At 60.1% G+C, this 25,263-nt stretch carries 26 protein-coding genes; 6 read left to right on the top strand and 20 right to left on the bottom strand.

The genetic code is table 11. The features are described from left to right. Positions 1-49 precede the first annotated feature (49 nt). On the bottom strand, positions 50-1,504 hold the full coding sequence (gene betB / locus ACR0IM_RS12035) for a betaine-aldehyde dehydrogenase (RefSeq protein WP_480682046.1): 1,455 nt from the start codon (positions 1,502-1,504) through the stop codon (positions 50-52). 192 nt (positions 1,505-1,696) lie between these two features. Between betB and ACR0IM_RS12030 the strand changes: the two genes are divergently transcribed. Further along, entirely contained in the window at positions 1,697-2,026 is a 330-nt protein-coding gene (locus tag ACR0IM_RS12030) for a hypothetical protein (RefSeq protein ID WP_480682045.1), read from the top strand. A 13-nt stretch (positions 2,027-2,039) separates the two neighbouring features. Here the strand turns inward: ACR0IM_RS12030 and ACR0IM_RS12025 are convergent, their stop codons facing one another. After that, positions 2,040-2,543, bottom strand: a complete 504-nt coding sequence (locus tag ACR0IM_RS12025; RefSeq protein ID WP_480682043.1) for a potassium channel family protein — start codon at positions 2,541-2,543, stop codon at positions 2,040-2,042. A 75-nt stretch (positions 2,544-2,618) separates the two neighbouring features. Next, positions 2,619-3,524, bottom strand: coding sequence for an oxygen-dependent tRNA uridine(34) hydroxylase TrhO (gene trhO / locus ACR0IM_RS12020; protein ID WP_480682041.1), 906 nt, complete (start codon positions 3,522-3,524; stop codon positions 2,619-2,621). 116 nt (positions 3,525-3,640) lie between these two features. Between trhO and pncA the strand changes: the two genes are divergently transcribed. Continuing rightward, a complete protein-coding gene (gene pncA, locus ACR0IM_RS12015) occupies positions 3,641-4,234 on the top strand; it encodes a bifunctional nicotinamidase/pyrazinamidase (protein ID WP_480682040.1) in 594 nt (197 codons plus the stop codon). Here pncA and ACR0IM_RS12010 read toward each other — a convergent pair. Then, positions 4,231-4,764, bottom strand: coding sequence for a hypothetical protein (locus ACR0IM_RS12010; protein ID WP_480682038.1), 534 nt, complete (start codon positions 4,762-4,764; stop codon positions 4,231-4,233). The genes pncA and ACR0IM_RS12010 overlap by 4 nt on opposite strands. Positions 4,765-4,928: 164 nt before the next feature. Between ACR0IM_RS12010 and pncB the strand changes: the two genes are divergently transcribed. Beyond that, the gene (pncB, locus tag ACR0IM_RS12005; protein ID WP_480682037.1) at positions 4,929-6,221 is read left to right on the top strand and encodes a nicotinate phosphoribosyltransferase; all 1,293 of its coding nucleotides are present in this window, start codon (positions 4,929-4,931) and stop codon (positions 6,219-6,221) included. Between the two features lie 3 nt (positions 6,222-6,224). Here the strand turns inward: pncB and ACR0IM_RS12000 are convergent, their stop codons facing one another. From ACR0IM_RS12000 to ACR0IM_RS11975, 6 genes are read right to left on the bottom strand one after another with little or no spacing between them, the layout of a single operon-like run. Beyond that, positions 6,225-7,676, bottom strand: coding sequence for an aldehyde dehydrogenase family protein (locus tag ACR0IM_RS12000; RefSeq protein ID WP_480682035.1), 1,452 nt, complete (start codon positions 7,674-7,676; stop codon positions 6,225-6,227). 32 nt (positions 7,677-7,708) lie between these two features. Then, positions 7,709-9,307 carry an ABC transporter ATP-binding protein gene (locus ACR0IM_RS11995; protein ID WP_480682034.1) on the bottom strand — a complete coding sequence of 533 codons (1,599 nt, stop codon included), beginning with the start codon at positions 9,305-9,307 and terminating at the stop codon, positions 7,709-7,711. Continuing rightward, positions 9,304-10,119 carry an ABC transporter permease gene (locus ACR0IM_RS11990; protein ID WP_480641222.1) on the bottom strand — a complete coding sequence of 272 codons (816 nt, stop codon included), beginning with the start codon at positions 10,117-10,119 and terminating at the stop codon, positions 9,304-9,306. Before ACR0IM_RS11990 ends, ACR0IM_RS11995 begins: the two co-directional genes overlap by 4 nt. Next, entirely contained in the window at positions 10,116-11,063 is a 948-nt protein-coding gene (locus tag ACR0IM_RS11985; protein WP_480641223.1) for an ABC transporter permease, read from the bottom strand. Before ACR0IM_RS11985 ends, ACR0IM_RS11990 begins: the two co-directional genes overlap by 4 nt. Positions 11,064-11,103: 40 nt before the next feature. Beyond that, positions 11,104-12,168 (bottom strand): ligand-gated ion channel, encoded by a 1,065-nt coding sequence (locus ACR0IM_RS11980; protein WP_480641224.1) that lies wholly within the window; start codon positions 12,166-12,168, stop codon positions 11,104-11,106. A gap of 54 nt (positions 12,169-12,222) precedes the next feature. Further along, entirely contained in the window at positions 12,223-13,710 is a 1,488-nt protein-coding gene (locus ACR0IM_RS11975; protein ID WP_480682032.1) for an ABC transporter substrate-binding protein, read from the bottom strand. A 171-nt stretch (positions 13,711-13,881) separates the two neighbouring features. Here ACR0IM_RS11975 and panB point away from each other — a divergent pair, with 171 nt between their 5' ends. The 3 genes from panB to glpK all read left to right on the top strand — a co-directional run bounded on the left by panB (position 13,882) and on the right by glpK (position 17,106). Beyond that, complete coding sequence (panB, locus tag ACR0IM_RS11970; RefSeq protein WP_480682031.1) at positions 13,882-14,721, top strand: 3-methyl-2-oxobutanoate hydroxymethyltransferase; 840 nt, start codon at positions 13,882-13,884, stop codon at positions 14,719-14,721. Further along, positions 14,718-15,560 (top strand): pantoate--beta-alanine ligase, encoded by an 843-nt coding sequence (gene panC / locus ACR0IM_RS11965; RefSeq protein WP_480682029.1) that lies wholly within the window; start codon positions 14,718-14,720, stop codon positions 15,558-15,560. The genes panB and panC overlap by 4 nt, the downstream gene beginning before the upstream one ends. A 67-nt stretch (positions 15,561-15,627) precedes the next feature. Further along, the gene (gene glpK, locus ACR0IM_RS11960; protein ID WP_480641226.1) at positions 15,628-17,106 is read left to right on the top strand and encodes a glycerol kinase GlpK; all 1,479 of its coding nucleotides are present in this window, start codon (positions 15,628-15,630) and stop codon (positions 17,104-17,106) included. Positions 17,107-17,119: 13 nt separating this feature from the next. On the opposite strand, the gene smpB is transcribed toward glpK, so the two are convergent. The 10 genes from smpB to ACR0IM_RS11910 all read right to left on the bottom strand — a co-directional run bounded on the left by smpB (position 17,120) and on the right by ACR0IM_RS11910 (position 25,255). Next, positions 17,120-17,602 carry an SsrA-binding protein SmpB gene (gene smpB / locus ACR0IM_RS11955; protein WP_170326303.1) on the bottom strand — a complete coding sequence of 161 codons (483 nt, stop codon included), beginning with the start codon at positions 17,600-17,602 and terminating at the stop codon, positions 17,120-17,122. 47 nt (positions 17,603-17,649) lie between these two features. Further along, positions 17,650-18,192, bottom strand: coding sequence for an isopentenyl-diphosphate Delta-isomerase (gene idi, locus ACR0IM_RS11950; protein WP_480641228.1), 543 nt, complete (start codon positions 18,190-18,192; stop codon positions 17,650-17,652). Between the two features lie 208 nt (positions 18,193-18,400). Further along, positions 18,401-18,814 carry a c-type cytochrome gene (locus ACR0IM_RS11945; RefSeq protein WP_480592344.1) on the bottom strand — a complete coding sequence of 138 codons (414 nt, stop codon included), beginning with the start codon at positions 18,812-18,814 and terminating at the stop codon, positions 18,401-18,403. Positions 18,815-18,927: 113 nt separating this feature from the next. Beyond that, on the bottom strand, positions 18,928-19,944 hold the full coding sequence (locus ACR0IM_RS11940; RefSeq protein ID WP_480682028.1) for a P1 family peptidase: 1,017 nt from the start codon (positions 19,942-19,944) through the stop codon (positions 18,928-18,930). 9 nt (positions 19,945-19,953) lie between these two features. Next, positions 19,954-20,700, bottom strand: a complete 747-nt coding sequence (locus ACR0IM_RS11935) for an SDR family oxidoreductase (protein ID WP_480592340.1) — start codon at positions 20,698-20,700, stop codon at positions 19,954-19,956. A 54-nt stretch (positions 20,701-20,754) separates the two neighbouring features. Beyond that, positions 20,755-21,174 (bottom strand): alternative ribosome rescue aminoacyl-tRNA hydrolase ArfB, encoded by a 420-nt coding sequence (arfB, locus tag ACR0IM_RS11930; RefSeq protein ID WP_480641232.1) that lies wholly within the window; start codon positions 21,172-21,174, stop codon positions 20,755-20,757. 263 nt (positions 21,175-21,437) lie between these two features. Then, a complete protein-coding gene (locus ACR0IM_RS11925; RefSeq protein WP_480682026.1) occupies positions 21,438-22,082 on the bottom strand; it encodes a queuosine precursor transporter in 645 nt (214 codons plus the stop codon). Between the two features lie 91 nt (positions 22,083-22,173). Further along, positions 22,174-23,055, bottom strand: a complete 882-nt coding sequence (locus ACR0IM_RS11920) for an esterase-like activity of phytase family protein (protein ID WP_480682025.1) — start codon at positions 23,053-23,055, stop codon at positions 22,174-22,176. Next, a complete protein-coding gene (gene mepA / locus ACR0IM_RS11915; protein ID WP_480592332.1) occupies positions 23,028-23,891 on the bottom strand; it encodes a penicillin-insensitive murein endopeptidase in 864 nt (287 codons plus the stop codon). Before mepA ends, ACR0IM_RS11920 begins: the two co-directional genes overlap by 28 nt. Beyond that, positions 23,888-25,255, bottom strand: a complete 1,368-nt coding sequence (locus tag ACR0IM_RS11910) for an MFS transporter (protein WP_480682024.1) — start codon at positions 25,253-25,255, stop codon at positions 23,888-23,890. Before ACR0IM_RS11910 ends, mepA begins: the two co-directional genes overlap by 4 nt. Positions 25,256-25,263 lie beyond the last annotated feature (8 nt).

The following is a 25,263-nucleotide window of genomic DNA, read 5'->3' as shown; positions in this document are numbered from 1 at the left end:
TGTTCCCGACGCGAAATGTCGGGAACAGAGCGCAGCTCGCCGGTTTTGATCAGTAGGGTGCCTCGACATCGTTCATCGAGACGTAAACCGTCTTCATCTCGCTGAAGTGGTTTATTGCCAGTTTCGAGTTCTCGCGCCCGACGCCCGACATTTTCGACCCGCCGAACGGAGCCTCAACCGGGGCGAGGTTGTAAGTGTTGATATAGCAGGTGCCCGCCTCGAACCCGGCCACGATGCGGTGGGCGCGGGTCAGGTCGTTGGTAAAGACGCCTGCGGCCAAGCCGAATTCGGTGTTATTGGCACGGGCCATGACCTCTCCTTCGGTGTCGAAATCCAGCACCGACATGACGGGGCCAAAGATTTCTTCGCGCGCGATGGTCATGTCGTCGGTCACATCGGCAAAGACAGTGGGCTGCATGTAGAAGCCATCACCGTCGATCCGCTCGCCGCCATAAACCAGACGTGCGCCTTCGGACTTGCCCTTCTCGACATAACCCAGCGCGATGTTCATCTGGTTTTCGCTGACCATGGGGCCAAAGTTGACCTCTTCATCCAGCGGGTCGCCGATTTTCGCGGTTGCCAGACGTTCGGACAGGCGTGAAAGGAACGCCTCTTTGATGCCTTTTTGAACGAACACGCGGGTGCCGTTGGAGCACACCTGACCCGAGGAATAGAAGTTGCCCAGAATCGCGCCCGAGACGGCGTTTTCGATATCGGCGTCGTCGAACACGATCATCGGGGATTTGCCGCCCAGCTCCATCGTCACGTGCTTCATACCATCCGCCGCGGCGGCATAGACCTTGCGGCCCGTTGGCACAGACCCGGTCAGCGAAACCTTGGCCACGCGCGGGTCGGTCACCAGCGATGCGCCAACGTCGCCATAACCTTGCACGACGTTATAGACGCCCTTGGGCGCCCCGGCCTCGATCAGGATTTCCGCCACTTGCAGCGCGGACAGAGGCGTCGTTTCCGACGGTTTGAAGATCATTGTATTGCCGCAGGCCAGCGCAGGCGCGCCCTTCCAACAGGCGATCTGGGTCGGATAGTTCCACGCACCGATACCGACGCAGACGCCCAGCGCCTCGCGGATCGTGTACACGAAGTCGCCACCGCCCAGCGGGATGTGCTCGCCGGTCAGTGAGGCCGCCAGACCGCCGAAATACTCCAGCGCGTCCGCGCCGCTGGTCGCATCGGCCACCAGCGTTTCCTGAAGGGGTTTGCCGGTGTCGTGGGTTTCCAGAACCGACAGCTCGCGATTGCGCGCGCGCATGATGTCGGCGGCGCGACGCAGAACGCGGCCGCGCTCGGTTCCCGACATTGCGGCCCACTCGGCCTGAGCGGCTTTTGCGCTGTTTAGAGCCTGATTCACGATCTCAGGCGTCGCGGAATGCAGCCGCGCGATGACCTCGCCGGTGGCCGGGTAGATGACGTCGATCGGGGCGCCATTGGTGTCTTCGACATATTCGCCATTGATGAAATGGCTGGCCTTGGGCTGAAACTTCATGCCGCGTCCTTTTCTGTTCGGATGTTCCCTTGGGGGAAGGGAATAGAGTGCGTTACGCACGGATTTAGCTTTTATTGATTCATCAGTCAATAAAAGCAGGAACTGGCGGCATCTTGCCGAGTCAAAATGGTCAGATCTTGAAATGAACGGTTAATGTTCTATTTATGTTCTACACAGTCGGAGGATCACCCGATGACCCGGAACATGCAAAATTCCGCCCTGAGCGGCCCGTCGAACGACTATCACCTTTTACCCGTCACCGACCGGCAAATGCGCTATGCCCGCGCCATCGCGGAACAGACTGCGCTGGACATTCCAGTCGAGGCGCAACGCGACCGGCGGTCGATGTCAGACTGGATTTCAGCACACAAGCCACACGATCCGTCCCCCTTTGCCAGCTATCCTACGGGCAAGCAGGTCGCCTATGCCGAGCGCATCTCGCGTATAAAACGCCGACCGATCCCGTCCGAGTGCTTCCGGGACAAACAGATGATGTCGCGCTGGATCGATCAGAACAAATAGGCTGAAAACGGGTTCAATGCGGTTGGTGGTAGCGGGAATAGATGCTGACCGCTGCCGCTACGAACATCCCCAACAATACGTAACCCGTGACTGCCTCAGCCGCTGCCAGCGCGCGACACAACCCGACAGGTGCCATGTCGCCATATCCTACCGTAGTGAAGGTGACGTATGAGAAATACAGCACGTCCGCCGGCCCTTTGGCACCAATCACACAGAGGTCATAATACCCAAAAGCCCCATAGGCCGCGGCGAACAGGAAGGGCACCACCTGTATGAAGGACACCCCCATCAGGAATACCAGTCGGCGAGGAGACTTTACCTGCGTCATGTAATACCAGGACTGCGAAACGATCCAGATCACCAACCCGACCGATGTGATCGTGCCGATCGTATCCCCGGCCGCCGCCTCGCTGAGACGAGACAACCCATACCAGGCCAGGAAACTGGCCACGATCAGCCCTAAAGCTGCGACCAGAGTCGACTTCCACTCTGCCAGGGTTGTTGGTTCACGACGCATGACGCCTCCGATATCGTGTGTCCGGAAAGATGATCCGCTTTCCGGGGCGCGCCCGCAACCTTGTTTATCAGAGAGTTAGTCGGAGCCCAGATGCTCTTGACCGCGCTGGCGCGCCAGTTGGATCTGTTTCTGCCGCTCGCGGAACCGCATCTTGTCGGCCTCAGAGGTCTCGTTGATACACTGATGGCAGGACACGCCATGTTCGTATTCGGGGCGCTTCATATCCTCGGGCAGGATCGGGCGGCGGCAGCCGTGACACAGGTTATGTGGCCCTTCGACCAGCCCATGCCCCACGGACACGCGGTTATCGAACACAAAACATTCACCCTGCCAGGTGCTGTCCTCGGCGGGCATCTCCTCAAGATAGCGCAATATACCACCCTTCAGGTGATAGACATCCTCGACCCCCTGCCCCAGCAGGAAATTGGTGGATTTCTCACAGCGGATGCCGCCGGTGCAGAACATCGCCACGCGTTTATTGTGAAAGCGGTCCTTGTTTTCCTCCCACCACGCCGGGAATTCGCGGAAACTGGCCGTTTCAGGGTCTATTGCGCCCTCGAACGTGCCAATCGCCACCTCGTAGTCGTTGCGGGTGTCGATCACCACCACGTCTTCCGAGCGGATCAGGTCATTCCAGTCCTCGGGCTCCACATAGTTGCCGACGCGGGCGCACGGATCGATATCCGGCTGGCCCATTGTCACGATCTCTTTTTTCAGGCGCACTTTCATCTTGCCAAAGGGAGGGTGGTCGGCGGTGGCCTCTTTCCAGTCCAGATCCGTACAGCCCGGCAGCGCACGAATATGCGCCAGCACAGCATCAATCCCGGCGCGCGGGCCCGCGATGGTGCCGTTGATCCCCTCTTGCGCCAGCAAAAGCGTGCCTTTGACCGATTGCGCGCGGCACAGCGCCAGCAAAGGCTCGCGCAGCGCGGCAGGATCGGCGAAACGGGTGAAATGATAAAGGGCAGCGATTGTGTACATGCGCGTGATCTAAACCTGCTGGGTCAGTGCCGCAAGGCATCAGGCTGTAGCCCGGCGCAAGATTGACGATTCCGCCCGCACCCCGTACCGATAGAAAACCCCAAGGAGATACCGTGATGACCCACGCCCTGCTTGTTATCGACGTCCAGAATGACTTCTGCCCCGGCGGTGCGCTGGCCGTACCCGGAGCGGACGAGATCGTCGCCCCGATCAATGCGATGATGGATGATTTCGAAGCCGTGATCCTGACGCAGGATTGGCATCCGGCAGGCCATTCCTCATTCGCCAATTCGCACGCGGGCAAAATCCCCTATGACATGACCGAAATGCCCTATGGTCCACAGGTACTGTGGCCGGATCATTGCGTTCAGGGCACGTCAGGCGCTGCGTTTCATGCCGATCTGCGCAGCGATGGTGATCTGATCCTCCGCAAAGGGTTTCGCAGCGCCATAGACAGCTATTCAGCGTTTTTCGAAAACGATCAGACCACTCCAACCGGTCTGGAGGGCTATTTGAGAACACGCGGCATCGACACACTGACTCTTGTCGGTCTGGCGGCGGATTTCTGCGTCCATTTCTCTGCAGTAGACGCCGCACGGCTGGGGTTTGATGTAACCGTCCGGATGGAAGCCTGCAGGGCCATCGATCTGGACGGGTCCCTGGCCTCTGCCAAAACCGCGATGCGCGCGGCTGGCGTCACTTTGGCCTAAGGTGTGGCTCCCGCAGCTGCCAGATATCTGAGCACGGCAATCACGACCACCGCCAACGCAAGAGCTAACCCGATGCGCCCCTGAACCGAGCGCCGTTTGGGTGTGGACCCGCCCGATTGTTGCGGCTTCTCTATCCTGTTCTGACTTTCGGGCGGCACGTCGTCCTGTGGCCGGGCTGATTTTACGTCGTTCAGAAACTGACGGATATCGAATTCGCCACAATACTCGCCCTTAACACCCACTGCCCTGATATTGGCAAACAATGCGTGAAGGATACGATCCCGCTCAACCGTGTCCTGTAAGCGATAATAGCCATGTGCAAGATTGCTGTTGGTGGATTCCAGTCCAAACCCGGCCTCTTCAAAGACCAGTCGGATTTTGGGAGAAGTTGCCCGAAGAGCTGCTGCCGTTTCGGCACGGCGAAAGAACGCTCGCGCCGCCATGCCGCCGGGCGCTGCGGTCTTCGCTGATCCGGAATTCGTATCGTCAGCGTCAATCGTTACAATATCAAAGTCGTACTCGAGAACCATTCACCGACTTAACCTTGCCCTTCCATCCCCTTCTTCCACTAACCAACGAAAAGATCACACAATATGCTCGTTTTGTGTTCTGACCTTGTCATTGTCCTCAATCTAGCGACTCTTGCCAATTCACGCACCTATTGATCTAACAACGGAAATCGCAGGAGTTCCCCATGGTCGATATTGCGACACGCGTGTACAATCATAAATGGAAGATTGACCCGATTGTCCGGTCTTTGATCGACACGGATTTCTACAAACTGCTGATGTGCCAGTCAGTGTTTCGAAATAAGCCCCAAACAGATGTGGCTTTTTCGCTGATCAACCGGTCGAATCACATTCCTTTGGCTGAACTGATCGACGAAGGCGAGTTGCGCGAACAGCTGGACCACATCCGCTCGCTCAGCCTCAGCCGGGGCGAAAGCACCTGGCTGCGCGGCAATATGTTCTATGGCAAACGGCAGATGTTCCGCTCGGACTTTATGGAGTGGTTCGAGAATATGCGCCTGCCGCCCTACCACCTTGAGCGTAAGGGCGATCAGTACGAACTGACCTTCGAGGGAAAATGGCACGAGGTCATGCTGTGGGAAATTCCGGCTTTGGCGGTGCTGATGGAACTGCGATCCCGCGCGGTTCTGAACGACATGCGCCGGTTCGAGCTGCAGGTGCTCTATGCCCGCGCTATGACACGTGTTTGGGAAAAGATCGAACAGCTGCGCGGAATTGACGGGCTTGGCATCGCCGATTTCGGCACCCGCAGGCGGCATTCCTTTTTGTGGCAGGACTGGTGCGTGCAGGCGATGATCGAGGGGTTGGGCGCGGCGTTTTCCGGCACCTCGAACTGTCTGATCGCCATGCGGCGCGAGGTCGAAGCCATTGGCACCAACGCACACGAACTGCCCATGGTCTATTCCGCGCTGGCCGAAACCGATGAGGCGCTGGCACAGGCCCCCTACGACGTTCTCAGCGACTGGCACGACGAACATGACGGCAACCTGCGCATTATCCTGCCCGACACCTATGGCACGCAGGGATTTCTGGACCGTGCCCCCGATTGGCTGGCAGGCTGGACCGGTATCCGCGTCGACAGCGGCGATCCGGCGACCGGGGCCGAGATTGCCATCAACTGGTGGAAATCTCGTGGCGAAGACCCGAGGCAGAAACGGGTGATCTTCTCCGACGGGCTGGACGTGGACAAGATCCGCGAATTGCACAGTCAGTTTGCCTACCGCACCAAGGTGTCCTTTGGTTGGGGCACTTTGCTGACCAATGATTTCCGCGGGCTGGTGCCAGATGACGCGCTGGCGCCGTTCTCGTTGGTCTGCAAGGCAGTGTCGGCCAATGGCCGCCCGACGGTGAAGCTGTCGGACAACCCGGAAAAGGCAATGGGTCCGCAGGACGAGATTGCACGCTACAAACGTGTGTTCGGCGTCGGCGCTCAGGATCCGATCGAGGTGATCGTTTAGACCCTAACCATGGCGTGCTGCCACAGTTTTTAGCTGCGAGAACCCGTAAAGGGCCTCGAACCCTTTCTCACGGCCATGGCCTGACTTACCCACTCCACCGAACGGCAATTCGACGCCTCCGCCGGCGCCGTAGTTGTTGATGAACACCTGACCCGAGCGCAGACGTTTCGCCAACCGCATCTGCCGTGCACCATCGCGGGTCCAGATGCTGGCGACCAGTCCGTAATCGGTGTTGTTGGCAATCCCAACCGCTTCTTCCTCGGTATCGAAGGGGATCAGAACCTGCACCGGGCCGAAAATCTCGTCGCGTGCCAGCACGTGGTCCGGGGGAACATCCGCAAAGAGCGTCGGCTGCACATAAGCACCTTCGGCCGGGGCATGGTCAACGATCTGCCCCAGCCCCGCGATGCTCAGATCAGAGCCCTGGATCAGAAATCCGGTCACGATCTCTTTCTGCCGGGTCGAGATCAGCGGACCAACCCGCAAATCCTCTTGCGCCGGGCCAATGGTCAGGTCGGCATAGGCCGCCGCCATTCGGGCCTTGACCTGCTCATACACGCCGCGCTGCACCAGAATGCGGGACGAGGCAGAACAGGTCTGCCCCGCGTTCTGAATGCCTGCATTCACCAGAAACGGCAGCGCGGCGTCCAGATCGGCATCGTCAAACACCAGTTGCGGGGATTTCCCGCCCAGTTCCAGCGTCACCGGCACCACATTGCGCCCCGCCGCCTGTTGCACCAGCGCCCCCGTCGCGACCGAGCCGGTGAACGAGATGTGGTTAACGCCCGGATGTTCGGACAGCGCCGCCCCGGCCTCGGCCCCCAAACCGGGCACCACGTTCAACGCGCCCGCAGGCAAGCCGGCCTCCTGCGCCAGATGGGCAAAGGCCAGCGCGGTCAGGCAGGCCTCTTCTGCGGGTTTCAGCACGCAGGCATTGCCCATTGCCAGCGCCGCCCCGACCGAGCGGCCAATGATCTGCATCGGGTAGTTCCACGGGACGATATGGCCGGTCACCCCATGCGGCTCGCGCAGGGTATAGACGGTGTAGCCATCCAGATAGGGGATGGTATCGCCCATCACCTTGTCCGCGGCCCCACCATAGAACTCGCAATACCGCGCCAAAGCGACTGCATCGGCGCGCGCCTGCGTTAGTGGTTTGCCCACATCCATTGCCTCGATCTGCGCCAGATCTTCCACTCTTTCAAGCACCAATTGGCCCAGTCGGGTCAGGATGCGCCCCCGCTCCAACGCTGATTTGCGCCCCCAATCGCCATCCAAAGCGGATTGCGCGGCCTGCACAGCGGCGTCGATATCCGCCGCGTCTCCGCGCGCAATCCGGCAAATCTCGGACCCGTCAGACGGGTTGATCAACGAAATGTCTGCCTGCGACTGGGGGCTGACCCACCTACCACCGATCAGACACAGGCCGGGATTGAACCAGATGGGGTTGGGCATTTGGGCCTCCTTTCAGGCTCTATTGAAAGGCTTTATGCGACAATCCTGCCGATTTCCGGCAAGCTGGGCGCAGCTTCGATCAGGGTTTGGGTATAGGCGTGTTGCGGATCGGCAAAGACCTGTTCCGTTTCGCCCTGTTCAACGATCTTTCCGGCCTGCATCACCATCACTCGGTCGGTAATCGTGCGCACAACGCTCAGGTCATGACTGATGAACAGATAGGTTAGGTCATAGGTCGCGCAAAGCTCGGCCAGCAGGTCGAGGATCTGCGCCCGGACCGAGACGTCCAGCGCCGAAACCGCCTCATCAAACAGGATCAGTTCGGGGCGGATGATCAGGGCGCGGGCAATGGCGATGCGCTGCCGTTGCCCGCCCGAGAATTCGTGGATGTACTTACCCGCGTCGTCGGGACTGAGCCCCACGGCCGTCAGCATCTCGGCGATGCGGTCCTGACGTTCGGACCCGGTGGGCGGCGTCTCCAGCAGGTGAATGGGTTCGGTGATCAGACGGGCCACATGGTGACGCGGGTTGAAGCTGCCATAGGGGTCCTGAAAAACCACCTGCATCTTGCGGCGCACGACCGGGTTCAGCCTGTGTCCAGAGAATACCGGCTGCCCGTCCAAGCGGATTTCGCCGCTCTGCACCTCTTCCAACCCCAAAATGGCCCGTGTTAGGGTCGATTTTCCACAGCCGGATTCACCCACCAAGCCCAGACGCTCCCCTTTGTTGAGAGTAAAGCTGACCCCGTCCACCGCGCGGTGATGCCCCGATGTGCCAAACAGGCCCCTGCGGGGCAGACGGTAGTCGCGGATGACCTGTGTCACCTCAAGCAGAGGGTGTTGATTTGCGGTATCGGGCAGCGTCACCTGATGGCCCGAGGCTTCGAACAGCATCCGCGTATAAGGGTGCTGCATATTGCGCAGCAGGTCGGCGGTTGCGCCGCTTTCAACCACTTCTCCGCGGTGCATCACTACAATCCGATCAGCCATATCGGCAACCACCGCGAGATCATGCGTGATCATCAGCAAACCCATGCCATATTCGCGCACCAACCCTGTGAGCAGGTCGAGGATCTGCGCCTGTGTGGTCACGTCCAGAGCCGTTGTCGGCTCATCCGCGATCAACAGTTTGGGGCGCAAGGCGATGGCCATTGCGATCACCACGCGCTGGCGCTGACCTCCAGACAACTCATGCGGAAAGCGGGACAGCGGAAAGCGGTCAGGCGGCAGGCCGACGCGGGTCAGAACCTCTTGCGCGCGCAACAGCGCCTGGGCGCGCGGCATTGCCTTGTGGATCAGGATCGTCTCCATCACCTGATCTCCGATGGTCTTGACCGGGTTCAGCGCGGTCATCGGCTCTTGGAAGACCATCCCGATCGACGCCCCGCGCAGGGCGCACATCTCGGCCTCGGGACGGTTCAGCAGGTCCTGTCCCTCCAGTCGGATCGCGCCCTGTGTTTCCGCTCCGTTCGGTAACAATTTCATCACGGCAAAGGCGGTCATCGATTTGCCCGAGCCGCTTTCCCCGGTCACGGCCAAAATCTGACCAGCGTCGATGGACAGGCTGACCTGTTTCAGGATTTCCGCGCCATGGATCGTCAGCGAGAGGGTATCTATCTGCAGCAAACTCATGCCCGCGCCACCCGTATCCGAGGGTCCAGCCAGTCGCGCAGCCCGTCGCCCAAAAGGTTCAACCCCAACACCGTGACAATGATCGCCAATCCCGGAATCAGAGCCAAATGCGGGGCAAAACTGACCATTGTCTGCGCATCGGCCAGCATTCGGCCCCAGCTGGGTGTGGGCGGTTGCGCGCCAAGGCCGACATAGGACAGCCCGGCCTCGGCCAATATCCCCAGCGAGAATTGAATGGTCCCCTGAACGATCAGCAGGTTCGCCACATTGGGCAGGATATGCTCGGCCGATATCCGCGCTGCCCCTTTGCCCGAGACACGGGCGGCGAGGATGAATTCCCGCTCCCACAATGACAGTGCAGCGCCGCGGGTGATGCGGGCGAAAACGGGGATGTTAAAGATGCCGATGGCGATGATGGCGTTGATCGCTCCGGCGCCGAAGACGGCGGTGATCAGGATGGCAATGACCAGTGAGGGGAAGGCAAAGACCAGATCATTGCCGCGCATGATCACCTCGTCCAGCCACGACCCCTTGCGCGCCGCAGCGGTCAGACCCAGAGGCACGCCTAAGCCGATGCCAATGCCCACCGCCACCAGCGCCACCGCAATCGACGTGCGCGCACCGACCATGATCATCGAAAACATGTCGCGCCCGAAATGGTCCGTGCCGAACCAGTGCTGCGCATTGGGCGGTTGCAGTTTATTGGGGATATCCAATGCCGCGTAGTCATAGGGCGTCCAGACAAAGGACACCAAGGCCGCCAGCAGAACCAGCGAGGACAACACCGTGCCAAGGATCAGGTTGCGGCTCATGTCCGGCTCCTTAGCCTTGGATCGACGGCGGCATAAGCCAGATCGACCAGAAAATTCACCGTGATGACAGCAAAGACCAGCAGCATGACGACCGATTCCACCACGATCAGGTCGCGCGCGGAAATGGCCTGAAACACCAGCCGCCCGAGGCCGGGCAGGTAGAACACCTGCTCGATGATAATCGAACCCGCCAGCAGGAACGAAAACTGCAGTCCAATAATGGTCAGCACCGGGATCAGAGCGTTGCGCACGCCGTGACGCCACAGCGCCTGACGGCGCGACAGCCCCTTGGCGCGGGCGGTGCGCATGAAATCCTCACCCAGAATGTCCAACAGCGAAGACCGCATGACCCGTGCCAGTATCGCCGCTTGCGGCAAGGCCAAAGCGATGGCGGGCAGGGTCAGCGAGTGCAGACCGCGCCAGACGCCCTGATTCCAGCCCGCGAACCCCCCTGCATTGAACCAACGCAGGTTGATGGCAAAAACCAGCACCAGCATCATCGCAAACCAGAAATTCGGCACGGCAATGCCCAGCTGAGTCGCCCCCATCACCGTCAGGTCGCCGGGCTTGCCCCGGCGCGCGGCGGCGTAAATCCCGGCGGGAAAGGCGATCAGGGTGGACATTGTCAGCGCATACAGCGCCAGCGGCAAAGACACCCACAGCCGATCCGCGATCATCTGCGACACCGGCGAGCGATAGGTATACGAGGTGCCAAAATCTCCGACCAGCATCCCGCCGACCCAGTTGAAATACCGCTGCGCCTTTGAGACGTCCAACCCAAGTTCAGACCGCAACGCGGCCAGAGTATCTTCCTGAGCATTCACCCCTAACATGAAAGAGGCCGGATCACCCGGCGCAACCTCGATCACCGTAAAGATGACGACCGAAGCGACGATAAGGCTGATCAGCAGTGAAATCAGGCGTTTGAGGGCATAGCGCAACATCGAGGCAACGTTAGGCACACATTCCGCGCGGGTCCAGCGCCTATGGCACCAGCAGATAGATGAAAACCGCGTATGCGACGATGGCGGCGTAGCCCAGCGGGTAAATCCACTTGATCGCGTAATTGTCCAGCTTTCTGGCCCCGTCCTCGCGCCCGGATACCTTCAGTTTACGCAAGGCCACGTTGAACACGATCAGCGCCCCGGTCATCAGGAACATGCATTGCAGGATGAAATCCAGAAAGGTCAGGTAGCCCAGCTTGGGCAGATCGGCAGAGATCGCCCAGTTGAAGGCCACGAAGACCAGCAGATTGCCCCCGGCGATCTCGATCCGGCGGCGGTATTCGTCAAGGAAAAACAGCGCCCAGCCGACGGTGATCAGAACCAGCATCGGCAGGAAGACCCGGATCACGTAGTAGGTCAGATGCCGCTTGCCCTCGAAGGCCAGCGCGACCTGATCACTGTCCCGACCAGACAGGCCGATCACTGTCGAATGTTCGACCCGGGCGTTGTCCAGTATCCACTCTTCCTCGCCCAGCAAATCGCCAAGGCCCGAGTACTCCTCGAGTGGGTAAAAGGTCACGTATTCGGACGGAAAGACCGAAACAATCTCGAAATAGAAGTCCTGCGTGTCAAACGGGTATTTGCGGAAATCGAAATGCGGCGCTTGCAAGGTCAACGAGGATTTCTCGACATAGACCACATGCCCATCATGGCGCAGTGAGGCCGCGGATTCGTGGATCCATTTGTTGGATTGCTGGTTGTGGATGACAAACGCAGGCACAACCGCGCCAAGACCCCGCGCATGGTCAGCCAAGGCCGGTGGGTTGAAGACCTGAATCTCGCGCCCGACCTCATCGCGATCAAAAGCCAAAGCGGGGTCAGTCCATTCAGCCCGCAGAACAACGACGGCGCCATAGTTCTCGGCCTTCTGATCGACGCTTGTGACCTGATCGATGCGAATGCCGATCCCCACCTGCAGCGGGTTTTCCGGCGTACCGACCAGCGGTCCCACCCCTCCTTCCAGCCCGTATTGCGCCTGCACCTTACCACCCGATGCAAGGAGGCAGGCAACAGCAACAACACTCAGGATACGGACCAGGTTCATCGTCAAACTTATTCTAGATCGGAACGCCAGGGCCGATCGCGGCCCCGGCACGGTTTATTCTGACCAGCTGATCTGGGTCAGATCGATCGCGGCGGTCGGCGCGTTCTCCCACAAGCCCTGAACACCTGCCTTGGCGATCCCCAGCTTGGGCAGTTGGAACAGATAACCGTTGACGAAATCAGTCGAGATCAGCCGCTGCATGTCACCCAGCAGCTTCTTGCGCTCCTCCGGGTCGGTGGTGGCGTTCAGCGTCTCCATCAACGTCTGAGCATCAAGGCTGTCATACTGGAAGTAATAATCCGGACGCGCATAGATACCGATATCCATCGGCTCGGTATGGCTGATGACGGTCAGGCCGTAATCCTTGCCTTTGAACACCGATTCCAGCCACTGCGCCCATTCCACGTTGATGATCTCGGCCTTGATGCCGACCTCGGCCAGTTGAGCGGCGATGACTTCGCCACCGCGGCGGGCATAAGAGGGCGGCGGCAAGTGCAACGTGGTCTCGAACCCCTCTGCATATCCCGCGTCAGCCAGCAGTTCGGCCGCCTTTTTCGGGTCATGGGCCGAGGTTCCGGTCATATCGACATAAGCCGGATTGTGCGGTGCGAAATGAGTACCGATCGGGGTGCCGTATCCAAACATCGCACCGTCAATGATCGCCTGCCGGTCGATGGCATGAGCCAGCGCCTGCCGCACCCGGATGTCATCAAAAGGAGGCTGCTTGTTGTTGGTCGACAGGATTGTTTCACCCTCGGTCGAACCAACCAGCACCTGAAAGCGCGGATCAGCCTCGAACTGAGGCAGGTTTTCCGGCGCCGGGAAGTTGTCGAATACGTCCACATCCTCGGCCATCATGGCGGCGAAGGCGGCGGTCGGGTCTGAGATGAATTTGAACGTCGCAGTCTCTAATGCAGGCTGTTCACCCCAATAATCCGGGTTTTGGATCAGCGTGATACTGTCGCCCTGCACCCAGTTGCCAAAGGTGAAGGCACCGGTTCCTACGGGGTTGGTCTTGATGTTCTCGATGCTTTCGGGGGACACGATCACCGCATCGCCCCAAGCCATATTGAACAGGAAATTACCGTTCGGCTCGGACAGGGTGACCTTGACGGTCAGCGGATCGACCACCTCGACGCTTTCGATTCCGGCAAACAGCGCCTTTTGCGCGTTGGCGCTGTCTTCGGCACTGGCGCGATCGAGGCTGAACTTGACATCCTCGGCATCCATGGCGGCGCCATCATGGAAGGTCACGCCGTCGCGCAGCTTGAAGGTATAAACTGTTCCGTCCTCGGAAATCTCCCAGCTTTCGGCCAGCCCGGGAACGACCGAGCCATCGCCCATGAACCGGGTCAGCCCTTCGAAGATATTGGTGTACACCACCGAATCGATGGCCTGTGCCGCGGCGCTGGTCGGGTCCAGATGCGGCGGCTCCAACTGCAGCGCAATTGTGATATCCGATTTGGCCCAAGCCTGGCCAGCAATCAGGCTGGCGCCCACTGCCAGCGCCGAGACAAAGGTCCGAAACGTCTGCTTTGTCATAAAAATATCTCCCCGTTTCAAATGGGTGACCCGGCGTTTTTTCGGGCCGTTCTACGGGTAATGTCCCTTTAAACCTAAGGTCATTCAAGGAAATGTTCGCGCAACCGGGGTTTCTATAACCTTGTTCAATCTGCTATGCCGCGCTGCAACATGAACCCCGGAGGAGCGAGCATGAGCGCGACCGCCCATAAAAAGGCCCCAAACGCCGAGGACATCCGTGCCCGAAAAGGGGGCACGCCTCTGGTCAGCCTGACCGCCTATACCACGCCGATGGCGCGGCTGATGGATACGCATTGCGACTTTGTTCTGGTGGGTGACAGTGTGGGCATGGTTTTGCACGGGCTGGAGTCGACGCTTGGCGTGACGATGGAGATGATGGTGATGCACGGCCAGGCCGTTTCGCGTGGCTTGGACAAGGCGATGATGGTCATCGACATGCCCTTTGGCAGTTATGAACACTCTCCGGCAGGCGCGTTCCGCAATGCCGCGCGCCTGATGGCGGAAACCGGCGCAGGCGCGGTCAAGCTGGAGGGCGGCGTTGAGATGGCCGAGACCATCCGCTTTCTGGTCAAGCGCGGCATCCCGGTCATGGCGCATATCGGCCTGACACCGCAGTCGATCAACACGCTGGGCGGCTACAAGGTGCAGGGCCGGGACGAACAGGCACAGACCGTGCTGTCCGACGCCCGCGCCGTGGCCGAGGCTGGCGCGTTTTCCGTTGTGCTTGAGAAGGTGCCGCAGGGTCTGGCCGACCGGATCACGTCAGAGGTCGCGATTCCGACCATCGGCATCGGGGCCTCTGCTGGCTGCGACGGGCAGATTCTGGTGGTTGACGACATGGTGGGCTTTTTCACCGCCTTCAAACCGAAATTCGTCAAACGCTATGCCGAGCTGGGCCCGCAGGCCGAGGCCGCCATCGCCGAATACGCCGCCGAAGTGCGCGCCCGCGCCTTTCCGGCCGACGAACATGTGTTCGCGGATCAGGCGCCCTCCAAAGGGCCCAAGACATGACTGCCCCTATCCTGCGTCGCCTTGCCGATCTGCGCGCGCTGACAACTGAATGGCACCGCGACGGTGAAACCATCGGCGTTGTCCCCACCATGGGCGCTCTGCATCAGGGGCACCTGTCTCTGGTCGAGGCCGCAAAGGCCGGTACTGGCCGTGTCATCGTGACGATCTTTGTGAACCCCAAACAGTTCAACAACCCTGAAGATCTGGCCAAATACCCACGTACCGAGAATGAAGACGCGCAGAAACTGACCCCTTTCGGTGTCGACGCGATCTATGTACCCGAGCCCGAAGAGATTTATCCGCGGGGTTTTGCCACCAATGTGTCCGTCGCAGGCCTGACCGATGTGATGGAGGGTGAATTCCGCCCCGGTCACTTTGACGGCGTCGCCACCGTGGTCGCCAAACTGTTTCTGCAAACGCAAGCGGACAGAGCCTATTTCGGGGAAAAAGACTTTCAGCAATTGATGATCGTCCGCCGTATGGCGCGCGACTTGGATATTCCCGTCGAGGTGATCGGCTGCCCCACCGTTCGCGAGCCCTCGGGTCTGGCGATGTCGTCGCGCAACCTGCTTCTGTCGCCCGAAGGGCTGGCGATTGCCGCCAATAAGCACCGGATCATGCAAGGTCTGGTTCAGTCGTTGAAAGCCGGTGCTGCATTTGACGCATTGGCCGCGCGGGCCGAGACCGATTTGCTGGCCGCAGGTTTCGCGCAGGTTGAGTATATCAACCTGCGTTGCGCGGAAACGCTAGAGCCTTTGACCCATGCCGATCGTCCCGCGCGACTGTTCGCGGCGGCTTGGGCGGATGGGGTCCGGCTGATCGACAACATTCCTGTCTGAACGCTCTGGCCCCCGCGCCGATGTTTGCGCTAAAGTCCCGCAAAACCAAACGGGAGGGGCGCGAGGGATGACCTATATTCTCGCCATTGATCAGGGCACCACATCATCACGGGCCATTTTGTTCGACGCTGACATGCAGCGCGCAAGCACCGCACAGCACGAGTTTACCCAGTATTTCCCGCAGGAGGGCTGGGTCGAGCACGATGCCGAGGAAATCTGGGAAAGTGTCCTGCGCGTCTGCCGCGAGGTGATCGAGAGTACCGGCGTCACCCCCGATCAGATCGCGGGCATTGGCATCACCAACCAGCGTGAAACCACCGTCGTCTGGGACCGCGCCACCGGCACGCCGATCTACAACGCTATCGTCTGGCAGGACCGCCGCACCGCCGAGATATGCGCGCGCTACAAGCAGGCGGGGTGTGAGGATGACGTGACCGCCCAGACCGGCCTGCTGCTGGACCCCTATTTCTCGGGCACCAAGGTGAAATGGCTGCTGGACAATGTGCCGGGCGCCCGCGACCGCGCCGAGGCCGGAGAGCTGATGTTCGGCACCATCGACTGTTTCCTGATCTGGCGCCTGACCGAGGGGCGCAGCCACGCCACCGACGCCACCAACGCCGCCCGCACCCTGCTGTTCGACATTCACAAGGGTGAATGGAGCGCCGAGATCTGTGACCTGTTGGACGTACCGATGAACATGCTGCCTGAGGTGCACGATTGCGCATCGGATTTCGGAAATACGACCCTAATAGGAGGCAACATCCCTATTCTGGGCGTGGCCGGGGACCAACAGGCCGCCACCATCGGTCAGGCCTGTTTCCAACCGGGAATGATGAAATCCACCTATGGCACCGGCTGTTTTGCCCTGCTGAACACCGGGGACGAGCCGGTTGAATCGAAAAACCGCCTGCTGACCACAATTGCCTATCAGCTGGACGGCAAGCGCACCTATGCACTGGAAGGATCAATCTTTGTGGCCGGGGCTGCCGTGCAGTGGCTGCGCGATGCGTTGCAGATCATCGATTCGGCTCCCGAAAGCGGTGAACTGGCGCAACAGGCCGATCCGAACCAGCATGTGGTGCTGGTGCCCGCCTTTACCGGCCTCGGTGCGCCTTATTGGAAGCCTGACTGCCGGGGTGCGGTGTTTGGCCTGACCCGCAATTCGGGTCGTGCGGAATTCGCCAAGGCCACGTTAGAGAGCATCGCCTACCAGACCCGCGACCTGTGGCACGCCATGCAGGGCGACTGGGGCGCCGAAACCGGCGTGACCCTACGCGTCGATGGCGGCGCCAGCGCTTCGGACTGGGCAATGCAAGGTTTGTCGGACTATCTCGGCGCCGAGGTCGACCGCCCCGTTATGCAGGAAACCACTGCATTGGGCGCGGCGTGGCTGGCAGGGATGCGCGCAGGCGTTTACCCGGATCAAAAGGGATTTGCAGAAACCTGGGCGCTGGATCGTCGGTTTGAACCGGAACTATCTGCCGAGCAACGTGATGCCGCCTATGACCGCTGGAAACGCGCCGTTTCGGCGGCGATGGCGTTCTGAAACCGGCGAAGGATCAGCTGTGATCCTTCATAAGCCGCTGTTTCTGACGTGACCAGTCGCGTTTGGCCTGCGTCTCTCGCTTGTCGTGCAGCTTCTTACCCTTGGCGATGCCGATCTTCAGCTTTGCCCGGCCCTTGTGATTGAAATACAGAACCAGCGGCACCAGCGTCATGCCCTTGCGCTGGGTCGCGTTCCACAGGTTGGCCAGTTCCTTGCGCGACACCAGCAGCTTGCGGCGGCGGCGTTCTTCATGCTTGAACACCTTCGCCTGCTCATACGGCGCAATATAGCTGTTGATCAGCCACAGCTCACCGTCATCGACCGAGGCATAGCTTTCGGCAATGTTCGACCCGCCGGCGCGCAGGGATTTGACCTCGGACCCTTCCAGTACAATACCGCACTCGATATCGTCCTCGATCGCGTAATCGAAGCGCGCTCGCCGGTTTTCGGCGATGACTTTGTAATTCGGGTCTGAGTTCTGCTTTTGCTTGGCCATGACGCGTTGATTTAGGCGGCTTGGGCGGCCCTTGCAAGCCGTAGCGATCAGGTCTTGGCCGAGATGATCAGATCGGGACCGAAAATCGTGTCCGCATGGTTGTGCAAATAGATCTTCAGCCACGGCGTAAACCGCGTCGGATGACGCTGCACTTCGGCCAGCAGATCGTGATAGTCGATCCAGCGGATATCCATCACTTCGTCCGGATTAGGCTCGATTTCCAGCGGGCCACGCACATGGGCAAGGAATACATCGACCACCTCATGCTCGACCATGTTGTTGCCAACATCGGCGTGATATTCCAGCCGGTGACGATACTCGGGATAAAGCCCAGTGATGCCCAGTTCCTCACGCAAGCGACGCACCGCGCATTCCGAGGGCGTCTCGCCCCAATCGGGATGGGTGCAGCAGGTATTCGCCCACAGGCCCGGCGTGTGATATTTGCCCATCGCCCGGCGCTGCAACAGAATCTCGGTGCCGCGGACAACGAAGACAGACACAGCCTTGTGTCTGAGGCCCTTTTCATGCGCCTCAAGCTTGTCCACGGGGGTCAATTCGCCATCAACCCAGGCCGGGATCATAATTCCCATCTGTCGTCTCCTGCTGCCGATCTGTCTGAAGGGCCAAACGTTCGAAAGTAACTAAGGCCGGATCGGCTTGGCTTTGCGCGATCATGCGGGCAGGGCATGACGGGTCGCGCATACCCAAGGTGACGCTGATCTTTCCTGTTATCAAGCGCACGAAAGGCCGCAGGGGCTGCGGCCTTTTGTAACTTTAAGCGATGCGTGTCGTCAGGCGTTATTCGCCTGAAACGCTGACGATATAGGCATAGACGTCTTCGCCGCCGGACTTCAGCTTGAAGGTCATCTTGGACTTGGCGGCAGTGTCATCCAGATAGGTTTTCAGGAACGTCTTGGGGTCCTGCGCATATTCGACAAAGGTGGTTTCGTCCCAAACCAGACCGTTTTCACCGGCCGCAACGATGCTGTCACCGTATTTGAAGCCTTCGACCGTGCCTGCGGTACGGCCTGCGATACCGTAAAGATTCGGGCCGGTCTTGCCGCCTTTGACGATTGCCTCGCCATCGGGGCTGGCGATTTGGTGACAGGACTTGCATTTGTTGAAGGTTTTCTTGCCGGCTTCGGCGTCACCTTCAGCATATACGGGTACGGCCAACAGGCCGACGATTGCGGTAGCGAGGATGCGATTCATAGCTTTTGCTCCGATACAAATTGGCTGCGCCGAATGGACCTTCGGTGCGGAAAAGAGTCAACGCGCAGATTGCCGCGCGAGTGCACTGTGCCACTGCGGCATAGTGGCAGTCCTTAACTTATGTCATGTGGCGCGGACCAACAGGGCAAAATATCGCCGATCTCCGGGGTCGCCAGGTAGATCGCCCGCGCGATGGCCCGCGCAAGGCAGACCGAGGCCGCATGACCGATCAGCCCCAAATCCGATTCAACCGCGACCGGGTGCGCGCCTGTGCTGACCCCGAACACCAGATCACCATCGCCCGGCGTGTGGGCGGGCAGGATCGCCCGGGCAATACCATCATGCGCCGCCACCGCCAGCCGCTGGCATTGCGGTTTCGACAGTGCCGCATCGGTCGCCACAATGGCGATGGTCGTGTTCGCCTTGTCTGGGTCGGCCAGTCCCATGGCTTGTGCCTTGCGACTGGGAGCAGGCAAGCCCAGACCTGCGCCGGGATCTGGCCCTAATCCGCCAAACTCCTCGCCAAATTCAAAGGGCGCAGCCCAGAAATGGCGGTCGCCGGGCGTGGTGACGCTGCCCAGCGGGTTGGCGGCGACCAATGCGCCAACGGTGATCCCACTGTCCAGCACCAACGAGGCAGAGCCCAGACCGCCCTTGTGCCTGGAGGCCAAAGCTCCGGTACCCGCGCCTGCCGTGCCCAGCGCAAAGTCGGCAGCGGCGGTTTCAACAGCGGTCCGGCCAAGGGCACGATAAGGGTTTTCGGTCCAATCCTTGTCACCGCCATTCAGCAGATCGAACAGAATCGCACCGGGTACGATTGGCACCACGGTGTCGCCAACCGGATACCCCCGGCCTTGCGCGCGCAATGCATCCGACACTCCGGAACAGGCATCCAGCCCAAAGGCCGACCCGCCGGACAAGGTTATCGCGTCAACTCGTGCGACCGTCTTGTCCGGTGCCAGCAGATCGGTTTCCCGCGTCCCGGGTGCGCCGCCCATGACATGAACCGAGGCGACAAAGGCCTGATCTGACGTCAGGACGGTTGTCCCGGATTTCAACACATCGTCCTGGGCATTCCCGACCAACAGACCGGCGACGTCGGTGATCAGGTTCCGGGATCCGGGGGTCATGGGCGTACCTCAGATACAGCGGCCACCGTCGACCTCCAATGCCGCGCCGGTTATCATACTGGCCTCGTCCGAGCACAGGAAACAGGCGGCGTTGGCCATGTCTTCGGGGGTGGAAAACCGGCCCAGCGGGATGGTCGCCAGGAATTTGGCGCGCATCTCGGGGGTGTCTTCGCCCATGAAGGATGTCAATAGCGGTGTTTCCCCGGCCACTGGGCAGATCGCGTTTACACGCACGCCCGAGGGGGCCAGTTCCACAGCCATGGTCTTGGTTGCGGTGATCATCCAGCCTTTGGAGGCGTTGTACCAGTTCAGGTTGGGGCGCGGCGACAGGCCGGCGGTCGAAGCCACATTCAGGATCGCCCCAGCCCCGCGCGCCTTCATCGCAGGCACCAAGGCCCGCGCGGTCAGGTAGACGGACTTCATATTCACATTGAAGACGCGGTCGAAGTCGTCCTCGGTAACCTCTTCCAGCGGCATCGGCAGGTGCGTGACCCCTGCATTGTTCACCAGAATGTCCAGATGCCCAAACCGGTCCCGCACAATGTCCGCCATCGCCTGCACCGAGGCTGCATCCGCGACATCCACCAACTGGGCAATCGCATTCGGGCCGAGTTGCCTGGCCTGTACCTCGGCAGCGTCGCCGTTGATATCTGCAATCATGACCCGGGCGCCTTCGGACAGGAATTTCTGCGCAATCCCGGCACCAAAACCCGACGCGCCGCCGGTCACAATCGCGGTTTTTCCCTCTAACCTCATGATCTTGCTCTCCCTTGCGGGGCCAGACTAGCAAGGCGCGGCGAAACTACCAGATCAATCTTCCGCGATCTTGCCGCGCAGCGCCTTCACGTCCGAGCGCGCCTTTTTCGCTGCCAGCCGCCGCTTGACCGAGCCGTACGTGGGTTTGGTTGCAATCCGCCTCTTGGGTTTGACCAGCGCGCGGGTGATCAGCTCGGCCAAACGGGTGCGGGCAATCTCGCGGTTGCGGGCCTGACTGCGGGTTTCCTCGCATTGAATGATAATCGCACCATCCTTGGTCCAGCGTCGCCCTGCCAGCCGTTTCAGCCGCGATTTGACGGGATCGGGCAACGACGGAGAACGCGCCGCCTCGAATCGCAGTTCTACTGCCGTCGAGACCTTGTTCACGTTCTGCCCACCGGGACCGGAGGATCGCACAAAGCTCTCGGTCATCTCCCAGTCTTGCAGGGTAATATCGTCGGTAATGTGCAACATAGGCCGGACTTTACAACCCGCATGCAAAAACAAAAAGGGCCGCCCCGGCGGGACGGCCCTTCGAAAGTACAGGAGGTTGGGTCGGTTAGATCAATCGACCAGCCGGAGCGAGCGCTCCGCCAAGGGCTGCCCTAACGGGCGATCCCCCCGGTTGTTCCGACACCTCTCTCCAATCTCTTTCTCGACACTGGATCACCTCCTTTTCTATCTGTTGCGGTTAACATTGAGCCTGACACAAGATGCGCCATTCTCAAAGCACTTTTTTATGCAGGCTGAGCGCTCAACCGCGCAACGATAACTTTGAACGGGATCAGCGCGATCAGCGCCAGCGACAATTTCACCAGCCAGTCAGCGAATGCCAGCGTCACCCAAAGCGGCGCCATCGGGCCGGACAGCATGAAGGGCACGGGCTCCCACGCCCAGTTGATCGCGGCGTCTGCATTGGCGCCGAAGACCGTGACCGAGGCCGAAAACGCGATGGTGAAAAACAGCGCGGTGTCCAGCGCCGAGCCGATCAGGGTCGAGACCAGCGGCGCGCGCCACCAGCGACCGCCGCGCATCGCGTTGAACACGGTTACATCGGTCAGCTGTGCGATCAGGAAAGCAGTACCCGAGGCCACGGCAATCCGCAGCGGTACCGCGGCATAGGTAAACCCGTCACCCTGCAGCATGATCTGGCTGCCGATCAACGAGCAGATGACGCCAGTGATGAACCCGGCGAACACCACCTTACGGGCGGTGGCCACTCCGTAGACGCGGTTCATGATGTCTGTGACCAGGAAGGCCAGCGGATATGTAAAGGCACCCCATGTCAGCAGCCCGTCAAAGATCAGGAACTGGACCAGGATGTTCGAGGCCACAACGATAGAGGCCATGGCAATGATGCCGGGAATAAAGCTGCGTTGCATGTACAGATGCCCGTTTTAACAAGGTAGCGGCGACTTGGCTTCGGGCTCATCCCGAGGCAAGCCGTGCGTTTAGACCTTTGTCCGCCTCGAGTCAATCGGGCAGCAGGTATTCCACCAGTTCTGTCCGTTGCAGGGCCAGAAAGTTGTCATCCGAGATCATCGTGGCGCGCAGCCGCCCCTGATCATCCCGCCAGATCGAAAGCCCCTCGAGGTTGTCATGCGCTCCGGTCCCGGTTTCGAACAGGATTTCTTCGGCTTGAAGCAAATCCTCGGTGATCTGCCATCGTCTGAGGCGCGATCGAAACCCAATCGCAGACACGGCACGTTCCAGAACATAGAGCCTGCCACCTGGTCCGAAATCAGCGGCGACAGGCAGGAACTTACCACGCGGCGGCAGCACAAATGGCAAAGACCATCCGCGGCCATCCCAACGATAGACGGGGATATCGCCACGAACTGTGCGGCTCTTTTCGGTCAGGGTATAAAGCTGCCCATTGGTGTCAATCGCCAGCGCTTCGAACGATCCATTAGGTTGTAAAGCCCTAAAGTCCCTTGGTATCGGCAGAACCTGCGCTTTGGTTCCGGGCGCAGGATAGTAGGCAACGCGATGAATGCCTTCAAACGAGATGTAGAAACCACCATCCGGCGCAATGGCGAATCCCTCGGAATCTCCGGCGGTGCCAGTCATGCGTCGACCCTTGCTGGAAAGAACTGGCCAATGACCCAGAATCTCGACATCCATGATTTGGCCAGCGTCACGCTTGATCCGAGCAGACACCAACGTAGCCCGGTCACTAAGAGCGATCATGCGGTGTCCGTCATCGGAAATATGGATCGCCGAAAACCCGCCGAACCAGTCCGCAGTGTGCCGCCAGGCAAAGCTGTTCACGTGCGTGGCCGTTTTGACCTCGACCGCCCAGACCGAACCGGCCAGCAGAACCGCAATCAGTTGGATTGCAAGACGGCTGCACATTGCTGGGGCAAATCAGCCAGAACATATTCCCGGCGTTTCTTGGGCGGCGGCGCGTTCGGATCAGGCGGCGGTGGGTTGAGGATATTGTTCACCCATTCCTGGGCCTGCGCGCAGCCATCTCCCTTGGGCGGCGGGTCCTGGTTGACACAGCCGCGCGAACCCTTGGGGCATTTCAAGCGCACATGGAAATGGTAGTGATGCCCCCACCATGGGCGGATCTTGCGCAGATAGGCTCGATTGCCTTTCTCATCTTTGCACATCTGCACTTTGGCACCGGGAAATACGAAAATCCGCGCCACGCGCTTGTCCTGGGCGGCTTCGCGCAGCACGGCATGGTGCTGCTTTGTCCAGTTGCCGTTCACAAAAGCCCCGTTGGCGCGGCGCAGGGAAATCGACGAGATGTTCTCGCGCGCCTTGCGAGAAAGCCGCATGTTGTCGCCGGGCAGCATCCAGATATCGATGTCCAATCCCAATTGATGAGAACGGTGGCCGGATGTCATCGGCCCGCCGCGTGGCTGGCTGATATCCCCGACATAGAGACCATTCCACCCCGGTTGCCGGGCTGCGAACTTACTCAGGTCCTGCACATAATCGATCGCTTGCGGGTGCCCCCAGTTGCGGTTGCGCGACAGGCGCATGGCCTGCCATGTCGGCCCGGTTTCGGGCAGTTGCACTGACCCGGCGGCACATCCGCGCGAATAACTGCCGAACGCGGCCGGTTTTTGCTGTGAACTTTGTTTTTGCGCCCCGAACAATTGCTTGGCCAAGGGTTGCGCCCCCGCCATTCCTGCCCAAGTGATCGCGGCGAATATCGCCAAAAAACGTAGTAATATCATCTGCTCTGATCCCCTTCCGGCTTGACCCAGCGCATCAGGAATAAACCCAGAATAAACAACAGAATGATCGGTGACACCCCCAAGCGTGCACTGCCGGTGGTAGTTGTGGCAATCCCGATCAGCAAGGGCGCGGCAAAGGCGGTGGCGCGGCCCGACAAGCCATACAGGCCAAAGCTCTCGACCGGGGCCTTCGGATCGGTATGACGCACCATCAGGGAGCGGCTGGCCGATTGCAGAATACCGCCCATACCGCCGATCAGCACCCCACAGCCGAAAAACACCATATCCGGCAGGCCCGATCCTTCGGGCAGCGCAATGCCGTAAATCTGTGTCCGATCCATCGACACGACGGTGATGCAGACGAAGATCAACACCCAGATTGCCACAAGAATGACCGGTTTAGGGCCGTATTTCTTATCCATCTTGCCGCCAATCCAGGCAAAGATGGCCGAGGCCAGAACGCTGACGATCCCGAACACACCGATCTTGATCAGGCCCCATTCCAGAACCAGCCGCGCATAAACGCCGCCAAAGCTGTAAAGTCCGTTCAGCGCATCGCGATAGAACATGGACGAGCCCAAATAGGTCGCCAGACTGACCCGATGGCGCAGGTCCGAGATGGATTTGCCAAGCAGGCGCAACGCCTCACCAAAGCTGCCCGTCTTATTGCTGTCCGGGTCATCGCGCACCCACAGGAAATACGGCACCATGAACAAGGCGAACCAACCGGCAGTGAAAGGACCGACGAACCGCGTGCCCTCTTGCATGGCCGCATCCAGCCCGAACATCGGGTTCATTCCGATCAGCGTCTTGCCGTTGGGCTGTTCGACAAACAGGGCCAGCATGATCGCCAGCGAGATCAGCCCGCCGAAATAGCCAAAGGCAAAGCCCGAGCCCGAGATCTCTCCGACCTCGTTGTCATCGCCCAGATCGGGCAGCTGCGAGTTGATGAAGATCAGCGCATATTCCGCGCCCACAAAGCCCAACCCAAAGGCCGACAGCATCAGCCACATGTTTGATCCATCGGGCATCGTGAACCACAGGGCGGCCGAGCCGACCGCATACATCACCGAAAAGGCAAATATCCACGGGATGCGCCGCCCCGACACATCCGCCATCGCGCCCAGCAAAGGCGCCCCGAAAGCGATGATCAGCCCGGTGATCGTCAGGCAGTTGGCCCAAACCGTCTGCGCCCGCGCCGCCGCGGCCTGAGGCCCAAGCCCGGTGCCCGAGAAGTACCCCGCCGCTACACCGGCGAAATAGGGGCCGAAAACAAAGGTGACCAAAAGGGTGTGATACGGTTGACTGGCCCAGTCGAAAAACCACCAGCCCCAAATGCGCCTGCGCTTGGAAATCTCTGCCATGACCGCCC

The organism is Ruegeria sp. BF6, from assembly GCF_056538665.1.
This window is presented reverse-complemented; position numbering and strand designations above follow the sequence as displayed.

What these genes read in the sequence shown, in the direction of transcription:
- smpB (WP_170326303.1), bottom strand. Translation starts at nt 17,602, where the DNA reads ATGGCCAAGCAAAAGCAGAACTCAGACCCGAATTACAAAGTCATCGCC.
- ACR0IM_RS11945 (WP_480592344.1), bottom strand. Translation starts at nt 18,814, where the DNA reads ATGAATCGCATCCTCGCTACCGCAATCGTCGGCCTGTTGGCCGTACCC.
- ACR0IM_RS11985 (WP_480641223.1), bottom strand. Translation starts at nt 11,063, where the DNA reads ATGTTGCGCTATGCCCTCAAACGCCTGATTTCACTGCTGATCAGCCTT.
- idi (WP_480641228.1), bottom strand. Translation starts at nt 18,192, where the DNA reads ATGGGAATTATGATCCCGGCCTGGGTTGATGGCGAATTGACCCCCGTG.
- pncB (WP_480682037.1), top strand. Translation starts at nt 4,929, where the DNA reads ATGGTCGATATTGCGACACGCGTGTACAATCATAAATGGAAGATTGAC.
- ACR0IM_RS12000 (WP_480682035.1), bottom strand. Translation starts at nt 7,676, where the DNA reads ATGCCCAACCCCATCTGGTTCAATCCCGGCCTGTGTCTGATCGGTGGT.
- ACR0IM_RS12010 (WP_480682038.1), bottom strand. Translation starts at nt 4,764, where the DNA reads ATGGTTCTCGAGTACGACTTTGATATTGTAACGATTGACGCTGACGAT.
- ACR0IM_RS11935 (WP_480592340.1), bottom strand. Translation starts at nt 20,700, where the DNA reads ATGAGGTTAGAGGGAAAAACCGCGATTGTGACCGGCGGCGCGTCGGGT.
- ACR0IM_RS11920 (WP_480682025.1), bottom strand. Translation starts at nt 23,055, where the DNA reads ATGTGCAGCCGTCTTGCAATCCAACTGATTGCGGTTCTGCTGGCCGGT.
- panC (WP_480682029.1), top strand. Translation starts at nt 14,718, where the DNA reads ATGACTGCCCCTATCCTGCGTCGCCTTGCCGATCTGCGCGCGCTGACA.
- betB (WP_480682046.1), bottom strand. Translation starts at nt 1,504, where the DNA reads ATGAAGTTTCAGCCCAAGGCCAGCCATTTCATCAATGGCGAATATGTC.
- ACR0IM_RS11940 (WP_480682028.1), bottom strand. Translation starts at nt 19,944, where the DNA reads ATGACCCCCGGATCCCGGAACCTGATCACCGACGTCGCCGGTCTGTTG.
- ACR0IM_RS11990 (WP_480641222.1), bottom strand. Translation starts at nt 10,119, where the DNA reads ATGAGCCGCAACCTGATCCTTGGCACGGTGTTGTCCTCGCTGGTTCTG.
- pncA (WP_480682040.1), top strand. Translation starts at nt 3,641, where the DNA reads ATGACCCACGCCCTGCTTGTTATCGACGTCCAGAATGACTTCTGCCCC.
- ACR0IM_RS11995 (WP_480682034.1), bottom strand. Translation starts at nt 9,307, where the DNA reads ATGAGTTTGCTGCAGATAGATACCCTCTCGCTGACGATCCATGGCGCG.
- panB (WP_480682031.1), top strand. Translation starts at nt 13,882, where the DNA reads ATGAGCGCGACCGCCCATAAAAAGGCCCCAAACGCCGAGGACATCCGT.
- ACR0IM_RS12025 (WP_480682043.1), bottom strand. Translation starts at nt 2,543, where the DNA reads ATGCGTCGTGAACCAACAACCCTGGCAGAGTGGAAGTCGACTCTGGTC.
- ACR0IM_RS11910 (WP_480682024.1), bottom strand. Translation starts at nt 25,255, where the DNA reads ATGGCAGAGATTTCCAAGCGCAGGCGCATTTGGGGCTGGTGGTTTTTC.
- ACR0IM_RS11980 (WP_480641224.1), bottom strand. Translation starts at nt 12,168, where the DNA reads ATGAACCTGGTCCGTATCCTGAGTGTTGTTGCTGTTGCCTGCCTCCTT.
- arfB (WP_480641232.1), bottom strand. Translation starts at nt 21,174, where the DNA reads ATGTTGCACATTACCGACGATATTACCCTGCAAGACTGGGAGATGACC.
- ACR0IM_RS11975 (WP_480682032.1), bottom strand. Translation starts at nt 13,710, where the DNA reads ATGACAAAGCAGACGTTTCGGACCTTTGTCTCGGCGCTGGCAGTGGGC.
- ACR0IM_RS11925 (WP_480682026.1), bottom strand. Translation starts at nt 22,082, where the DNA reads ATGCAACGCAGCTTTATTCCCGGCATCATTGCCATGGCCTCTATCGTT.
- ACR0IM_RS12030 (WP_480682045.1), top strand. Translation starts at nt 1,697, where the DNA reads ATGACCCGGAACATGCAAAATTCCGCCCTGAGCGGCCCGTCGAACGAC.
- trhO (WP_480682041.1), bottom strand. Translation starts at nt 3,524, where the DNA reads ATGTACACAATCGCTGCCCTTTATCATTTCACCCGTTTCGCCGATCCT.
- mepA (WP_480592332.1), bottom strand. Translation starts at nt 23,891, where the DNA reads ATGATATTACTACGTTTTTTGGCGATATTCGCCGCGATCACTTGGGCA.
- glpK (WP_480641226.1), top strand. Translation starts at nt 15,628, where the DNA reads ATGACCTATATTCTCGCCATTGATCAGGGCACCACATCATCACGGGCC.